The organism is Pseudoalteromonas sp. PPB1 (assembly GCF_015356275.1).
GTDB classification, from domain to species: domain Bacteria; phylum Pseudomonadota; class Gammaproteobacteria; order Enterobacterales; family Alteromonadaceae; genus Pseudoalteromonas; species Pseudoalteromonas rubra_D.
The window spans coordinates 45700-61060 of sequence record NZ_JACEQV010000012.1; the positions used below are offsets into that span (position 1 = coordinate 45700).

The 15361-nt window shown below is 48.2% G+C and carries 17 protein-coding genes; 7 read left to right on the plus strand and 10 right to left on the minus strand.

Going from position 1 to position 15361, the window contains the following annotated elements:
- Positions 1-2: 2 nt before the first annotated feature.
- Positions 3-254, minus strand: coding sequence for a PepSY domain-containing protein (locus tag IY568_RS13485; RefSeq protein ID WP_125561489.1), 252 nt, complete (start codon positions 252-254; stop codon positions 3-5).
- A 79-nt stretch (positions 255-333) separates the two neighbouring features.
- The gene (locus tag IY568_RS13490) at positions 334-633 is read right to left on the minus strand and encodes a YciI family protein (RefSeq protein WP_125561487.1); all 300 of its coding nucleotides are present in this window, start codon (positions 631-633) and stop codon (positions 334-336) included.
- 259 nt (positions 634-892) lie between these two features.
- On the opposite strand from IY568_RS13490, the gene IY568_RS13495 reads away from it, so the two are divergent.
- Positions 893-2317 carry a sodium-dependent transporter gene (locus tag IY568_RS13495; RefSeq protein ID WP_049862992.1) on the plus strand — a complete coding sequence of 475 codons (1425 nt, stop codon included), beginning with the start codon at positions 893-895 and terminating at the stop codon, positions 2315-2317.
- A 49-nt stretch (positions 2318-2366) separates the two neighbouring features.
- On the opposite strand, the gene IY568_RS13500 is transcribed toward IY568_RS13495, so the two are convergent.
- Positions 2367-3008, minus strand: a complete 642-nt coding sequence (locus IY568_RS13500) for a CPBP family intramembrane glutamic endopeptidase (protein ID WP_125561573.1) — start codon at positions 3006-3008, stop codon at positions 2367-2369.
- A gap of 322 nt (positions 3009-3330) precedes the next feature.
- Here IY568_RS13500 and IY568_RS13505 point away from each other — a divergent pair, with 322 nt between their 5' ends.
- Complete coding sequence (locus IY568_RS13505) at positions 3331-3609, plus strand: HU family DNA-binding protein (protein WP_049862994.1); 279 nt, start codon at positions 3331-3333, stop codon at positions 3607-3609.
- Positions 3610-3617: 8 nt separating this feature from the next.
- On the opposite strand, the gene trpA is transcribed toward IY568_RS13505, so the two are convergent.
- Genes trpA through IY568_RS13535 form a run of 6 tightly spaced genes read right to left on the minus strand, consistent with a single transcriptional unit; the run spans position 3618 to position 10138 of the window.
- On the minus strand, positions 3618-4424 hold the full coding sequence (trpA, locus tag IY568_RS13510; RefSeq protein WP_125561485.1) for a tryptophan synthase subunit alpha: 807 nt from the start codon (positions 4422-4424) through the stop codon (positions 3618-3620).
- Positions 4421-5602, minus strand: coding sequence for a tryptophan synthase subunit beta (gene trpB, locus IY568_RS13515; RefSeq protein WP_194867858.1), 1182 nt, complete (start codon positions 5600-5602; stop codon positions 4421-4423). Before trpB ends, trpA begins: the two co-directional genes overlap by 4 nt.
- A gap of 10 nt (positions 5603-5612) precedes the next feature.
- Entirely contained in the window at positions 5613-6977 is a 1365-nt protein-coding gene (gene trpCF, locus IY568_RS13520) for a bifunctional indole-3-glycerol-phosphate synthase TrpC/phosphoribosylanthranilate isomerase TrpF (protein ID WP_194867859.1), read from the minus strand.
- A complete protein-coding gene (gene trpD, locus IY568_RS13525; RefSeq protein ID WP_194867860.1) occupies positions 6970-7974 on the minus strand; it encodes an anthranilate phosphoribosyltransferase in 1005 nt (334 codons plus the stop codon). The genes trpCF and trpD overlap by 8 nt, the downstream gene beginning before the upstream one ends.
- Before the next feature lie 2 nt (positions 7975-7976).
- On the minus strand, positions 7977-8567 hold the full coding sequence (locus IY568_RS13530) for an aminodeoxychorismate/anthranilate synthase component II (RefSeq protein ID WP_049862997.1): 591 nt from the start codon (positions 8565-8567) through the stop codon (positions 7977-7979).
- Positions 8564-10138, minus strand: a complete 1575-nt coding sequence (locus IY568_RS13535) for an anthranilate synthase component 1 (RefSeq protein WP_125561479.1) — start codon at positions 10136-10138, stop codon at positions 8564-8566. The genes IY568_RS13530 and IY568_RS13535 overlap by 4 nt, the downstream gene beginning before the upstream one ends.
- A gap of 518 nt (positions 10139-10656) precedes the next feature.
- Between IY568_RS13535 and rnm the strand changes: the two genes are divergently transcribed.
- Genes rnm through rluB form a run of 5 tightly spaced genes read left to right on the plus strand, consistent with a single transcriptional unit; the run spans position 10657 to position 14440 of the window.
- A complete protein-coding gene (gene rnm / locus IY568_RS13540; RefSeq protein ID WP_194867861.1) occupies positions 10657-11502 on the plus strand; it encodes an RNase RNM in 846 nt (281 codons plus the stop codon).
- Positions 11503-11506: 4 nt separating this feature from the next.
- The gene (locus tag IY568_RS13545; protein WP_010385480.1) at positions 11507-12127 is read left to right on the plus strand and encodes an L-threonylcarbamoyladenylate synthase; all 621 of its coding nucleotides are present in this window, start codon (positions 11507-11509) and stop codon (positions 12125-12127) included.
- A gap of 2 nt (positions 12128-12129) precedes the next feature.
- On the plus strand, positions 12130-12945 hold the full coding sequence (locus tag IY568_RS13550) for a segregation and condensation protein A (protein WP_125561474.1): 816 nt from the start codon (positions 12130-12132) through the stop codon (positions 12943-12945).
- Between the two features lie 50 nt (positions 12946-12995).
- On the plus strand, positions 12996-13583 hold the full coding sequence (gene scpB, locus IY568_RS13555; protein ID WP_010385478.1) for an SMC-Scp complex subunit ScpB: 588 nt from the start codon (positions 12996-12998) through the stop codon (positions 13581-13583).
- Entirely contained in the window at positions 13580-14440 is an 861-nt protein-coding gene (gene rluB, locus IY568_RS13560) for a 23S rRNA pseudouridine(2605) synthase RluB (protein ID WP_010385476.1), read from the plus strand. Before scpB ends, rluB begins: the two co-directional genes overlap by 4 nt.
- 39 nt (positions 14441-14479) lie before the next feature.
- Here rluB and IY568_RS13565 read toward each other — a convergent pair whose 3' ends face one another.
- Entirely contained in the window at positions 14480-15223 is a 744-nt protein-coding gene (locus IY568_RS13565) for a YciK family oxidoreductase (protein ID WP_194867862.1), read from the minus strand.
- Positions 15224-15361: the final 138 nt, after the last annotated feature.

Below are 15361 nucleotides of genomic sequence, written 5' to 3' on the forward strand. Positions count from 1 at the left end.
GTTTAGTCCTTCTTCACTTCGCCCGTCACCTGGTGAACCTTTAAATCTATGATCCGGCCGTCATCGAGCAAAATTCTCACTACGTAATAGTCTCCTCGCTTGGAGATCTTGAGCGTTTTACCTGAGTACTGGTCGGTTGCAAGTTTAACAGCTTGCTTTTTGCTTATCGTATCTTGCTTTTGAGAAGCTTCAGTAGGCTGGGCACCCAGCAAACAGAAGGCTAATATGATCGCAAGACATCTTGGCAACTGCATTTAAAAGCTCCACGGTTAGGGTTGCTTAACATCTTGTCGCACAGGCTATTGGAAAACGACTTAACCCATGCTGAACTTGTTAAGGCAGCACTTTCTTGTATGGCTTGACGACACTGTTGGCATAAACACCGGCTGCGATATAGGGGTCTTCTGCAGCCCATGCTTCGGCCTGCGCCAGGGAATCGAATTCTGCGATAACTAAAGAACCAGAAAACCCAGCTTCGCCTGGATCTGGGCTGTCGATGGCGGGCAGAGGGCCGGCGGCGAACAAGCGCTGTTGCTGATCAAGCTCATTCAGTCTGGCCAGGTGTGCTGGGCGTGCTGCTAAGCGCTTCTGCAAAGAGTTTTCAACATCAGTTGAGTAGATCATGTAAAGCATAGGATGTAAAAATTATTGTGTTATTTGCGCCTATCATAGACTGAACTGACCCCGTGTGTAAATGCCGGAACCACTGACGAACGAAGACAAATCAAGGTGTCATGTATGTGTAACATGTTATGAGTGCGTTGTGTAAGCGTGCGAAGGTGTGAGGTTTACGTCAATGCGCACCGGATTAGACGTTTATACTTGAAATTCCGTGCTGATGGCTGGTAGAGTCCTTCGACTATTCTTATAAAATAATAATAAGGTTGTTCTTGTGAGCGCAAATCGTGAGCACTTTAGCTCGCGGCTTGGTTTTATCCTTGCCGCAGCGGGTTCCGCAGTCGGGATTGGTAACCTGGTTGGGTTTCCCGTGTCTGCAACAAAAAATGGGGGCGGTGCGTTTCTGCTTACTTATGCCCTGTTTGTTATCTTTATTTGTCTGCCGGTGATGATGGCAGAAATGGCGATGGGGCGTAAGGCGCAAAAAGACCCTTATGGTTCCTACAAGTCTCTGACGCAAGGAGATAAAAAATGGTCCCTTGCGGGGGCGATCGCCGTATTAACGCCGTTTATGATAGCCGTGTTTTATATGGTGATTACTGTATGGATCTTTGGTTATCTGGTGCAAACTGTACTTGGGAACCTGGATATGCTGGCAAATCCGGGTCACTTTGATGCCTTTGTAAACGAATACACTATGTTTATCTACATGGTATTTGTTGGCCTGTTCGTTAACCTTATTCTGGTAGGCGGTGTGAAAGAGGGCATTGAAAAAGCCGCTAAGTTTATGATGCCTGCGCTTTTTGTGTTATTACTTGGCCTGGTGGTCTATGTATTGACGCTGGACAACGCCATGGCTGGTGTGCGTTATTATCTGGTACCAGATTTCTCTAAAATGAATGCCAGCGTGCTTAACGGCGCCTTATCGCAATCGTTTTTCTCCCTGTCTCTGGGAATGGGTATCCTGATCACTTATGCCTCTTACATCTCAAAGAAAGATGACATTGTTGGCAGTTCTAAAATGGTGGCAATTACAGACTCTTTGGTCGCATTCATCGCAGGTCTGATGGTGCTGCCCGCTATTTTCAGCTTCAACCCGGATACCGATCCTGCCAAGCTAAGTGATTCGTCAGTGTCTATGATTTTTGTCTATCTGCCAAAGCTGTTGCTGGCATTGCAATCTGACATTGGCTACTTCGGCGCTTCTGCGGTTGCTGCGTTGTTCTTCCTGCTGGTCTTTTTTGCTGCGATTACCTCACTGGTGTCAATCATCGAAGTACCAACTGCTGCGTTAATGGAAGAGAAGAACATTAGCCGTAAAAAGGCGCTGGGCCTGCTGGCATTGACAACGGGCGGATTGACGGTGCTGTGTACCATGTCTTTTGGTATGGTTGGTTGGCTGACCGATTTTGTTAACTATGGCGGTGCCAGTCAGAGCATGTTTGCGCTGATCTCGGATGTATTCTACGAAACCATTCTGCCTTTTAACGGCTTACTGGTTTGTTTGTTTGTGATGTACCGTTGGAAAAAGCATAACTTGTCAGAAGAGCTGGCACAGGGGTCACCAAACTATAAAGGCAGCCTGATGGAAAAGTACGTGAACTTCTCGTTATCTACCTTTATCCCAGTGATCCTGACGGTCATCTTCGTTAATACAGTAACGACGAAGTTCTTTGCATTTAGTTTATTTGGCTTCTAGCCGTACTTAGAATGCCACAGGGGCACCTCAGGTATGTGGTGCCCCTTTACTAAAACGTTACGCCTGAATCCAGGTACTGACCCAGCCCCAGGGTAAAGACCCACAACCCCCAAAGACTATGTTCGAGTACACAGACGGCCAAAGAGCGACTATGTGCGTAGGTATAGGCAAATAACAACCCGCCGGCAAAGGAAAGAGCGATTGCCACCCAATTGTCATACACACAATGGGCCAGCGCGAATACAGCAGCACTCAGCACAACCCTGATTGTCTTCCTCGGTAAAATTCGTTTGTAGCGATGAAAAAAGTAGCTGCGGAACACCAGCTCTTGTGGTAGCACCGATAATATTGGATAGGCTATTAGCAGGATCAACCAGTCATTGGTGGAGTTGAGTGGCATATCAAACCAGCTTTCCTGATTCACCAGGCCATAAAACATGGCAGAAAACAGGGCACCGATAAAGAAGGTTGAAAACAGCCGTCGCTTTACTGTGGAAAAGGTGCCCAGACTGGTCAGGCGAAATCGTTTGAAATGTGGGTCAGTGAGTAACAAATATGTACACACAGCTGTGAGTATAATTAGTGCCGGAAATAACCAATTGGCGAGTTGATGGCGAAATGCATAGGCAATAACAGGTAGCAGGAAAAACACCAGGAATAGTTCGCACCAGCGATATTGGTTTGCGTTCAATGTGGCCTCTGGTATGTCTGTCAGCGTTAGCCTAACTATAGTCAAGGCATTTCAACTCGGGTATGGCAGGACAAGGAAAACTTTGTTTATACCAATTTGCTTAATGTCGCGTTCCATTTTGAGGCAAGCAAATATTGTTGATAACCAGCTAAGAATTTTCAACGTTACAGTTTTAAATGAAAATTTTAACGCTGCTTGCATAATAATTGTGCCTTCAAATTGAACAGGTATGAAGTGAACTTGGTATTTATCCACTCAGGATTGACTTTTAAGACAGAACTCCTTAGCCTGCCGGGCTTTGTTGTATAAAGACGGATGCATGATGAATAAAAGTGAACTGGTTACAGCCATGGCGGCGCATAGTGAATTGACCAAGAAAGACACGCAGGCTGCACTGGGTAGTCTTATAAAACTTATCACCAAACGTCTCTCTGAAGGGGATCAGGTCCAGCTTAATGGTATGGGCACCTTTACGTTAAGCTATCATCCGGCCAAGCCGGGCAGAAACCCCAGAACAGGGGAAGAAATCATGATTGAAGGGCAAAATAAAGTACTATTTAAGCCAGCCAAAGCTCTCAAGGATGCTCTGGCTGACAAATAGCTCTGATGTTAGCGCGCGGTAGCGGCTTTCATGCTACGTACAAAAGCGCTCAGGGCCTGATACATCGCAGGCTTGTCATCCAGGTGCTGCTCAATAATTTTGACCACAGCAGAACCTGAGATGGCCCCAGCGGCACCTGAATCCAGTGCGGCTTTGACTTGCTCAGGGGTTGAGATACCGAAGCCCAGTAGTGCAGGGGCTGCATGGTACTCGGTGAGCTTAGTGATGATCTCGTCAGTTGGCATTTGCACCTGGCTTTCTGTACCGGTTACACCAGCGCGCGAGAGCAAATAAGTATAGCCTCTGCCGTAACTTGCACATTCGCGCAAGGTATCATCACTGGCATTAGGCGTTGCGATGAAAATTGGCTCAATGCCTGCCTCTACCGCTGCTCTGCGGAACATTTTTGATTCGTGCAGCGGCACATCTGCTACCAATACCGAATCGACGCCCGCGGCTTTGGCCTGTTGATAAAATGCATCCAGACCACGTGCGAAAATCAGGTTTGAATACAGTAGCAGCCCAATTGGGATATGAGGATATTGCTCACGCACCGCACGGATCACGTCAAAGCAATCTTCTGTGTCTATGTGCTGTTCTAGAGCACGAATATTTGCAGCCTGGATAACCGGACCGTCCGCGATTGGATCGGAAAACGGGATACCCAGCTCCAGTGCATCCGCACCGCCTTCAATCAGGCTTTTGATGATTGCAAGGCTGGTTTCTTTGTCCGGGTCGCCAATGGTCACGAACGGGACAAAAGCGCCTTGTTGCTTGTCGTTTAGCTGCTGGAACATCTCATTGTAACGGCTCATAGTTCACCTCGCGCTTCTAATACCTGGTGGACATGGGCTAAGTCTTTGTCACCACGACCACTTAAATTGATCACTATCACTGTGTCTTGTTCTTGTGCTTCAGCATATTTCAATGCGTAGGCTAACGCATGACTCGATTCCAGCGCTGGAATAATCCCTTCATGTTTTGCTAATAACTGGAAAGCCGCAAGCGCTTCATCATCGGTTACAGCGACATACTGAGCCCGACCGGTCTCGTGCAGGTAGGCGTGTTGCGGTCCAACCGCTGGGTAATCCAGACCAGCAGAGACCGAGTATGACTCTTCAATCTGGCCGTCCTGGTTTTGCATGATATAAGTATAAGCACCATGTAAAATGCCTTTAGTCCCCTTACACAATGCTGCGCCATGTTCTTCGGTGTCCAGACCTTTACCAGCTGGCTCCACACCAATCAGTTTGACGTCTTTTTCGTCAATAAAGTCTGCAAACATCCCAATCGCATTGGAACCACCACCTACACAGGCCATGACCACATCCGGCAGTTTTCCTTCAGCTTCCAGTACCTGTTGTTTTGCTTCTTCACCGATCATTTTCTGGAACTCACGTACCAGGGTCGGGAAAGGGTGAGGGCCCGCTGCGGTACCAAGCAGGTAGTGGGCGGTTTTGTAATTGGCTGACCAGTCGCGCATAGCCTCATTTACGGCGTCTTTAAGTGTGCCTGAGCCTGCTGTAACCGGGATAACTTCTGCACCCATCAGGCGCATACGGAACACATTCGGTTGTTGACGTTCAACGTCTTTGGCACCCATGTAAACGCGGCATTTAAGGCCCAGCAAGGCACAGGCCAGTGCTGTTGCAACACCATGTTGCCCGGCGCCGGTCTCAGCGATGACTTCTGATTTACCCATACGTTTAGTGAGCAGTGCCTGACCAAGTACCTGGTTGGTTTTGTGTGCGCCACCGTGGAGCAGATCTTCTCGTTTCAGATACAGCTTCACCTTTGGGTTTTTAACCAGGTTTCTGGTAAGCGTGAGTGGCGTCGGACGCCCTGCAAACTCATTGAGTAATTGATAAAATTCCTGCTGGAATGCCGGGTCTTGCTGTGCTTTGTTAAATTCCTGCTCAAGCTGCTTAAGCGCAGGAACTAGTAATTCAGGGACAAACATGCCACCAAAATCACCGTAATATCCTGTATTCATTTTTTCCACCTCAGTATTTACGAATTGTGTTAAAAGCTGTATTGAGTTTGTCGGCACACTTTTTACCTGGGCTGATCTCGACGCCAGAGTTCAGGTCGAATCCTGCTGCGCCCAGGTATGAGGCCTGTGTCAGGTTGTCAGCGCTCAGTCCACCTGCCAGCATAAAGCTGCCCGGAGTCTGGCTAAGCAACTGCCAGTCAAATGCTTGTCCTGTTCCACCGAGCTGACCTTTGACCTTAGTGTCGTATAAATGTTTGTCGACGCCCTGTAATGGCTCAGGCAGATGATCACTGATCCCCTGAGCTTTCCAGATCTGGCAGTTAACGGGTAATTGTTTGCGCAGCTCATCGATGTAATCTTGCGTTTCATTGCCATGCAATTGCACAGCGCTGAGCTTGAGGATACGGACGTTTTCAACCACTTGTGCAAGCGGTGCATCGACAAATACGCCCACATAGTTGAGCGGTGCGCTGTCTACGACGGCTTTTGCACAGTCAATGTTGACATAGCGGGGTGATTTGGGGTAAAAAATCAATCCTCCGTATACCGCACCAGCCTCATAAGCGGCAATGGCGTCCTGGCTGCGGGTTAAGCCACAGACCTTGTTTTCTCCCAGAATCAATTTGCGACAAGCGGTCTCCAGGTCTTGTTCAGCCATCAAAGAGCTGCCGACCAGGAAGCCATTGCAAATGGGGGCAAGGCGTTTAACGTCTGCATGGGTATAGATACCGGACTCAGAGATCACGGTTTTATCGTCCGGGATTAATTTGCGTAACCGCTCGCTGGTCGCCAGATCTGTACTTAAATCCCTGAGATTGCGGTTATTGATACCTATGAGTCTGGCGTCTAACGCGAGTGCGCGATGGACTTCTTCTTCATTGCTGACTTCAGTCAGCACTGCCATGTTCAGGCTGTGCGCAAGTTCAGCCAGAGCTTTGTAACGCGCATCATCGAGTACTGATAGCATTAACAAAATGGCATCGCCACCACTTAAACGGGCCAGATACACTTGGTATTCATCGATAAAAAAGTCTTTACAGATGAGGGGTTGCGAGACCTGAGTTCTGACATAACTAAGATACTCAAAATTACCCTGAAAATACTTTTCGTCAGTGAGCACACTGATGCAGCTAGCGTAACGACCATAAACCGCAGTAATTTCATCCAGGTTGAAGTGTTGACGGATCAGACCTTTCGACGGCGAGGCTTTTTTACACTCCAGAATAAACTGAGTACCCGGGCGGCTCAGCGCCGCGTAAAAGTCCCGATCACTAGGCGTAATTTGATCAATAAAACTCTCCAGCGGGTGGTCTTGTTTTCTCTGAGCGACTTCGACTTCTTTGTCAGCAACAATTTTTTCTAACACATTAGCCATTGCTCACCTCCACTATTTCAGCAAGTTTTTGCGCGCAGCGTCCGGACGCCAATATTTCTGAAACCTGAGCACTGGCTGATTTAAGATCTGTTGCTTTGTCTGTCATGACCAGCAGCGCGGCGACATTGGCGATGATGGCAGCGTTATGTGCTTCTTTGCCTTTGCCATCAAGAATGTCCCGGGTTGCCTGGGCATTAAATTCCGGAGTGTCGCCAAAAATGGCTTCGAGCGGGTAGCGTCGCAGCCCAAAATCTTCAGGCGTAAGTGTGTAGTCTATCAAAACGCCCTGATTGAGCTCGGTTACCTGAGTTTCGCCATGCAGTGCAATTTCATCGCAACCTGAGCCATGAACGACCATGGCGCGCTGAGTACCGAGTTTTTGCAAAGTCTCAGCCATGGGGCGACAAAGTTTAGGGTCATAAACGCCAAGTAATTGCACCTGAGGCCTCGCTGGATTCGCCAGTGGGCCAAGGATATTGAACAAGGTGCGGGTTTTGAGTTTAGTGCGCACCGGCATCGCATGTTTGACACCAGCATGATAGTGCGGCGCAAACAAAAAGGTGAAGTTAGTTTGCTGCAAACAGCGTGCACCCAGTAACGGGTCCATATCCAGGTTTATGCCCAGTGTTTTTAACAGATCAGCAGAGCCGGATTTGCTGGATACGCTGCGGTTGCCATGTTTCACCATAGGGATGCCACAAGCGGCCGCAACGATTGCTGCTGTAGTACTGACATTGATGGTGTTGGTACCATCACCCCCAGTGCCACAACTGTCTGCGCATAGCAGGCCATGGGTGTCAAATGCGGTGGCGTGATCGCGCATCGCTTTTGCGGCTCCGGCGATTTCTTCGGCGGTTTCCCCTTTAATTTTCAGAGCAACCAGAGCTGCGGTTAGCTGTACTTCATCTAGCTGGCCTTGCATGACTGCGCTGAACAGATCTGTAGCCGCGGCGAAGTCCAGTGATTTCTGTTCAAGTAATAAATTTAAACTGTCCATGTCTACTCCTCAGATGTGAGATAGGCGATGCTTTGCTGTAATAGCTGAGCGCCGCATGGGGTTAAAATTGATTCCGGGTGAAACTGATACCCGATCACCTTATCGTCCGGGTGGTAAATCGCCATTGGGATTTCTTCATAGTTAGCAATGATTTCCAGGCATTCAGGTACCTGAGTTGCCATAAGAGAATGATAGCGAGCCACAGGAAATGACTTACCCAGTCCGTCAAAAACGGGGTGAGGTTTGACGCTAATATGGGATGATTTACCGTGCACCGTCTCACCGGCATGGCCTATGGTGCCACCATAACTCTGCGTTAGCGCCTGTTGACCAAGGCAGATCCCCAGCATGGGGTAGTGACCTTTGCACAATTCAATTAATTCAAGTAAACACCCTGCGTCTTTAGGCGCACCTGGGCCCGGTGATAAAACCAGAATTACAGGATCGGTTTCTTGCTGCATCTTGGCAAAAATGGTGCTGGCATCGAGGTGATTACGATATACCACGAGCTCAGCTCCAAGTAGTGACAGCTCATCGACCAGGTTGTAGGAAAAGGAGTCAAAGTTATCGAGAAAATATATTTTGGGGATCATGCCGGTGCTCCTGAATAAGTCGATTGAATGGCTTTGATGACAGCACTGGCTTTCGCCCTGGTCTCATCGGCCTCGGCTTGTGGGTCGGAGTCATAAACAACGCCTGCACCGGCCTGAACCAGTGCCTGGCCATTTTTGACAAAAGCAGAGCGGATCACGATACAGGAGTCCATTGCGCCATCCCCGGTCAGATAGCCTACAGCACCGCCGTAACTGCCACGGCGTTGTTGTTCTGTATGCCTGACCAGCTCTGCCGCTTTGACTTTAGGTGCACCGACCAGGGTGCCCATATTCATACTGGCCTGATAGGCATGCAGGGCATCCAGATCTGGTTTAAGCTGACCTACGACACGAGAAACTAAGTGCATGACCTGAGAGTATCTGTCTACTTTAAGTAGCTCTTTGGCGTGGCGGGTACCAGGTACGCTGATCCGGGCTACATCGTTGCGCGCCAGATCAACTAACATCAGGTGCTCTGCACGCTCTTTTTGATCGTCTCGAAGTTCAAGCTCGATGCGGCTGTCGAGATCCGGGTTAATACTGCCATCGGCAAACTTGCCTCGAGGTCGGGTGCCTGCAATCGGGTACACTTCGACCTGATTACTCTGCTCACAATATTTCAATGCCGATTCAGGAGAGGCACCAAATAAAACAAACTCCTCATCGCGCATGTAGAACATGTAAGGGCTTGGGTTTTGTTGTTTAAGTGCTTTATAGGCCGAGAGTGGATCGCCACAAGGTAAGGAGAAAGTGCGAGAGGGCACAACCTGAAAGATGTCGCCATCCACGATGTGCTGCTTCAGTTTTACTACCTGCTCTATATATGCTTCGTCACTGATATCAACACTGACCTCACAGCTACCTGCAAGCGGGCTTGGCGAGAATGACTCCAAAGCATCACACTGATGATTGAGAACTTCAAGCTGGCGGCCTACTTCAAAGCAGTTCGCATGAACATCGGGACCGTTGAATACATTACCTATCAACTCAGTCGTTTGAGCCTGATGATCTATGATCAGCAAGGTCTCGGCCAGGTAGAACACGTAGTCCGGACAGCTGTTTGCACCATCCGGCACGTCAGGGAGTTGCTCAAAATTAGCAACCATATCGTACGCAAATACGCCACCCAGAAACAGCGAGAATGGTGTGTCTGAGTTACACTTGATGCGGTTGATACAGGTTCTGAGCGCGCTGAACGCGTTATCGGCCTTCAGCTTGGCATACTCATCGAGATCGGCCGATGTGTCCTGATAAGTAATGGTCAGCACTGAGTTGTCGAGCGTTACGTCACAGTTTTCGACTTCCTGCGCCAGATAGGGCAGAAGCTGCTCGCCGTTGTTGGACATCGCCCGGACTATTACATTTTTGCCCGTACATTCAAAGCGCAGTGCTGTATCAACCAGGATAATGCTCTTTACATTGTCTTTGGAGTCTATTTCTGCAGATTCCAGCAACAATGAGTTGGGCTTATCCAGCGCCGCGAACAGAGACAAGGGGCTGGCGATGTATTCTCGCCGTAACCGAATACTGGTTACTTCCCCGGGCTGTGTCGTTATATGACTAAAAATCACACCTCATTCCTCGTAATTTTCATAAATTAATCTAAAAAAAACCCCCGAAAGCGATTTGCTTGCGGGGGTCTGTGTATTAGGTACAAAGATGCCGTCCCGCTAATTCAGGCACCACCACCAAGATTCTACTAGTAAAATAGTTGTTATATTATTGATCACTATACAATATCTTTGAGAAAATTAAGTTACAAAAAAACCCGCGTGTTTAGCGCGGGTTTCGAAAATCTTGCATGCACAACGACTCACCCGCTAATTACGAGTGCCACCACCAAATGTTGAAAGTTGTTTGTGTTTTCATTTGTTAAGTCGTCGTTATGTAAATTTAGTGACCACAGTAAACCGCACTATGGGACAAAGTGTCAAGGTCAAATTGGAAAAAATGCGGCCAGTTCCCAAAAATGGTTATTTTGGCCTAGCTGCTTGCTGCATTATCACTGTTTAGTGCGTCAGATAACCGCCCTTAGAAGTAAACAACATGGTATACTAAAATCCGCATTTTTTTAGAAGGTTATGAGAGTTTGATAAAATACGACTTACACAGTCACAGTACTTTTTCGGATGGTCGTTTGGCAGTCGGTGCCTTGCTTGAACGAGCAACCGAAAGAGGTGTGGACGTACTTGCCATTACAGATCACGACACCACCGCAGGTCTTGCTCCTGCAAGGGCGTATATCGCTGATCAACAGTTGCCTTTGTCACTCATCTCCGGGGTTGAGATTTCAACCAAGTGGGAGAGCTTTGAAATACACATTGTGGGTCTGAATATAGATGAATCGAACAATGCACTGAGCACCTTGCTTGCCAGTCAACAGCAGAAACGTCGTGAACGCGCTAAAGAGATTGGTGCACGACTGGCCAAGCGGGGTTATGAGGGTATCTATGAGCAGGCGCAAACCCTGGCTGAGAACGCTGAAATTACCCGTGCTCACTTTGCCAAAGCACTGGTAGACAGAGGGGTCGCTAAAAACATTCAGGGTGTGTTTAAAAAGTTTTTGGGGCGCAACAAAATTGGTTATGTGCCCAGCAGCTGGTGCAGTATGAGTGAGGCGATAGATGCCATCCATCAGGCTGGTGGCGTGAGCGTACTGGCACATCCGGGTCGTTATCAGATGTCTAATAAGTGGCTCAGAAAGCTACTGAGCGAATATAGTGCTGCGGGCGGCAAGGCAATGGAGGTCGCACAGCCACAACAGGCACCATCGGAGCGACAGTTTCTGGGGCAGTTGAGTCGTGAGTTTGACTTACTGGCTAGCCAGGGATCTGACTTTCATTATCCAACGAACTGGTTGGATCTTGGAAAAAATCTATACTTACCAAAAGATTGCCAAGGTGTTTGGCAATTCTGGGACGCGACAGAGGAGTGACAGCGTGAGCCAATTTTTCCATATCCATCCTGATAATCCACAAGGTCGTCTGATCCGTCAGGCCGTTGACATCATTCAGCAAGGTGGCGTAATCGTATATCCAACCGATTCTGGATACGCCATTGGCTGTAGTCTGGGTAATAAACAGGCGAAAGAGCGAATTGAGCGTATTCGCGGTATTGAGAAGCATCATAACTTTACGCTGATGTGCCGGGATTTATCTGAGCTTTCGACTTATGCGCGTGTCGACAATCAAATGTTTAGGATGATCAAAAACAATACGCCGGGCCCTTATACATTTATTCTTAAGGGAACTAAAGAGGTCCCAAGGCGGTTGCTTAATGAGAAGAAAAAAACCATCGGGATCCGGGTGACAGAACATCCGATCACGGCAGCTTTACTCACGGAATTAGGTGAGCCCTTGATGTCTTGTTCGTTAATTCTGCCGGATGAGCAATTTACCGAATCGGACCCGGACGACATTCGCCTGCGTCTGGAAAAGCACGTTGACCTGATCATTCACGGTGGGTACCTGGTAGAGCAGGCGACGACTGTGATTGATATGTCCGACGATGAAGTGGTGATCCTGCGTCGTGGTTGCGGCGATACAACCCAGTTCGAATAATCATGCCTGATCAGAGTGCCCAGCAAAAGCTGCCACTGGCATTTTTACATGGTGAAGCGGTATTGGAAAAGCCGGAGGATCTGTACATTCCTCCGGATGCACTGGAAGTCATACTGGAGACTTTTGAGGGGCCGCTCGATCTGTTGCTGTATCTCATTAAACGCCACAAGCTGGACATCCTTGAGTTACCGATACTGAGTATTACGCAGCAATACGTGCAGTACGTGGAGATGATGCAGGATATGCAGCTGGAGCTGGCCGGTGAATACCTGGTTATGGCGGCCTTACTGGCACAAATTAAATCGCGTTTATTGTTACCGGTTCACGAAGAGCTGGAAGATGAGGAAGATCCGCGTGCAGAATTGGTCAGACGGCTTCAGGAGTATGAGCAATTTAAAAAAGCGGCTGAGAATCTGGATCAGATCCCCCGCGTAGATCGGGAAATTTTTGTTGCCCGCGCGCTGATGGAAGAATCAGAAGAACCACAAACCCGATTACCCGACATTGAGATGGCCGAGCTGCTTCTGGCCCTGAGTGATGTGATGGCACGGGCAAAAACCTTTGAACATCATCAGATCAGTGCTGAAGTGTTGTCTACTCGTGAGCGCATGGCCGCAATTCTTCAGTTTTTATCTGAACATACCGAGCCGGTTGAGTTTACACGCTTGTTTACTTTGTCGGAGGGGCGCAGTGGTGTGGTGGTCACGTTTATCGCCATGCTTGAGTTATTGAAAGAGCAATTGATTAACTGTGTGCAGGTAACTCCCGCAGGTACGCCTGCCAGTGCAATTTATTTGTCATTAAAGCTACACGAGTGACGCGGGCTCTGTCATAATACGTCGCTTTAGACTAGCCTTATCCTACTTGCATGAAACGTCGTATCAGTGATGAACAATTGGTTGAACTGGTTGAAGCAGCCATTTTCGTTGCCGATAAGCCTTTGTCTCGCAAACAATTGAAAGAAACCGTTTTGCAGGATATTCATGTATCTGATGTCCGCCTCAGGCAGGCGCTGGATACCTTGAGCGAGCATTATCAAACCCGCGGTGTCAAACTGGTTGAAGTCGGAACGGGCTACCGTTTTCAGGCCTGTGCCAGCTTAAGTCCCTGGCTCAGTAATCTGTGGCAGGAAAAAGCGCCAAAGTATTCTCGTGCAACACTCGAAACATTGGCACTTATCGCTTATCGACAACCCATAACCCGGGGTGAGATTGAGCAGGTGCGGGGCGTGACGGTCAGCTCTAACATCATTAAAAGCTTGTTAGAGCGACAATGGATAAAGATAGTGGGCTATAAAGAAGTGCCGGGTAAACCCGCACTGTATGCAACAACGAAACAATTTTTAGACTACTTTTCGCTTAATGGGTTGGATATGCTCCCTGAGCTGCCTTCCCAACAGGGCGAAAAGCTAGATCAGATGTTAGATGATCCTTCTGTGAGAGAACCATCAGAATGAGTGAGAAGTTACAAAAAGTTTTAGCACGCGCTGGCGTTGGCTCGCGTCGTGAAATGGAAAAGTACATCGAAAGCAACCGTGTTAGTGTTGATGGCAAGGTGGCCAGACTGGGTGATCGTGTTGAGGAAAATGCGGTTATCCGGGTCGATGGGCATATCGTAAAAGTAGAGCAGCAGGATGATCGGATCTGCCGTGTCTTGATGTACCACAAGCCAGAAGGCGAGCTGTGTACGCGTAAAGACCCTGAAGGGCGTCGCACTGTGTTTGACCGTCTGCCGCGTATTGAAGGCGATCGCTGGATTGCTATTGGCCGATTGGATGTTAATACATCAGGTTTGTTATTGTTCACCAATGATGGTGAACTGGCCAATCGTTTGATGCATCCAAAATATGAAGTAGAACGAGAGTATTCGGTACGCGTATTTGGTGATGTGACTAATGAGCACCTGCGTAACCTGAAAAAAGGGGTAGAACTGGAAGATGGTCCGGCGAAATTCCTGAAGCTGGCACCACGCGGTGGTGAAGGCCTGAACAAGTGGTTTAATGTTACTCTGACTGAAGGTCGTAATCGTGAAGTGCGTCGTTTATGGCAGTCCCAGGAGCTTGAAGTCTCGCGCCTTATTCGTATTCGCTACGGTAAGTTAGAGTTGGGTAAACGTCTGCCTCAGGGGGGCTGGGAAGAACTCAAGCTGGAAGATGTGAATTACCTTCGCAAATCTGTTGGCATGCGCCCTGAAACGCAAACTAAGCTGTCGGTGATGCCTGAAAAGCGTAAAGACAAGCGTGCTAAGATAAACCGTATTCGCAAGGCGGTAAGCAAGCATAATCAGCGTCTCAAGCAGAGCAAACGTCGTTAATAGACATAAAAAAGCGCGAAAGCGGCTTTTTTTATGTCTTTATTTTACCTGTGCGTCCAGCGACTGACCATTTACCTCGGCCGAATCATCAGACATCAGATAAAGATAAGTTGGCATCAAATCTTCTGGTGTTTTTAATTTATCTTTATCTTCTCCCGGATAGGCTGTGGCGCGCATGCCTGTGCGAGTAGCCCCTGGGTTGATACAGTTAATACGAATGTTCGTTTTGCCAACTTCAGCGGCCCAGGTTTGCATCATCCCTTCGGTAGCGAACTTAGAAATGGCATAGGCCCCCCAAAATTCTCGGCCCTGACGACCAACTCCGGATGAAGTGAAGATAATTGATGCACTGGGGGCTTTGCGCATGACAGGGAATAGGTATTTGGTGATCATAGCCTGCGCAGTGACATTTACTTTCATGATGTTTTCGAATGTAGAAACACAAAAGTGCTCTAGCGGACCCAATGCACCTAATATAGAGGCGTTGTTCAGTAGTCCGTCAAGCTTGCCAAATTGTTGTTCGATAGTGGCGGCAAGATCTCGATAGTGCTGTTTTGTGGCACCCTTTAGGTCTAAAGGTACTATTGCAGGTTTTGGATATCCTGCGGCGACGATTTCGTCATAAACACATTCCAGCTTGCTGGTGGTTTTACCCAGCAAAATAACGGTCGCGCCATGTTTGGCATAGTTCAGCGCAGCAACCCGGCCAATGCCATCGCCTGCACCAGTGACCAAAATCACTTTGTTTTCTAAAGCATTCTCAGCTGCTTGATAAGTATGCATTTTGAACCTCTGAGCTAAATTTTCAGCATATTTTACCACATACCACAGCCAAGTTATCGAATTTATTGTAAATATGGCTGGCGAAACGCTACACTTTGCGTTAACTTAAACTGGTCTAATGTCTTATTAAAAGCAGAT

Excerpts from the sequence above, each read along its gene's own strand:
- IY568_RS13565 (WP_194867862.1), bottom strand. The coding sequence starts at position 15,223 with ATGCATACTTATCAAGCAGCTGAGAATGCTTTAGAAAACAAAGTGATT.
- trpCF (WP_194867859.1), bottom strand. The coding sequence starts at position 6,977 with ATGGCTAATGTGTTAGAAAAAATTGTTGCTGACAAAGAAGTCGAAGTC.
- trpD (WP_194867860.1), bottom strand. The coding sequence starts at position 7,974 with ATGGACAGTTTAAATTTATTACTTGAACAGAAATCACTGGACTTCGCC.
- rluB (WP_010385476.1), top strand. The coding sequence starts at position 13,580 with ATGAGTGAGAAGTTACAAAAAGTTTTAGCACGCGCTGGCGTTGGCTCG.
- IY568_RS13530 (WP_049862997.1), bottom strand. The coding sequence starts at position 8,567 with ATGATCCCCAAAATATATTTTCTCGATAACTTTGACTCCTTTTCCTAC.
- trpB (WP_194867858.1), bottom strand. The coding sequence starts at position 5,602 with ATGAATACAGGATATTACGGTGATTTTGGTGGCATGTTTGTCCCTGAA.
- trpA (WP_125561485.1), bottom strand. The coding sequence starts at position 4,424 with ATGAGCCGTTACAATGAGATGTTCCAGCAGCTAAACGACAAGCAACAA.
- IY568_RS13485 (WP_125561489.1), bottom strand. The coding sequence starts at position 254 with ATGCAGTTGCCAAGATGTCTTGCGATCATATTAGCCTTCTGTTTGCTG.
- IY568_RS13550 (WP_125561474.1), top strand. The coding sequence starts at position 12,130 with ATGCCTGATCAGAGTGCCCAGCAAAAGCTGCCACTGGCATTTTTACAT.
- IY568_RS13490 (WP_125561487.1), bottom strand. The coding sequence starts at position 633 with ATGCTTTACATGATCTACTCAACTGATGTTGAAAACTCTTTGCAGAAG.
- IY568_RS13505 (WP_049862994.1), top strand. The coding sequence starts at position 3,331 with ATGAATAAAAGTGAACTGGTTACAGCCATGGCGGCGCATAGTGAATTG.
- scpB (WP_010385478.1), top strand. The coding sequence starts at position 12,996 with ATGAAACGTCGTATCAGTGATGAACAATTGGTTGAACTGGTTGAAGCA.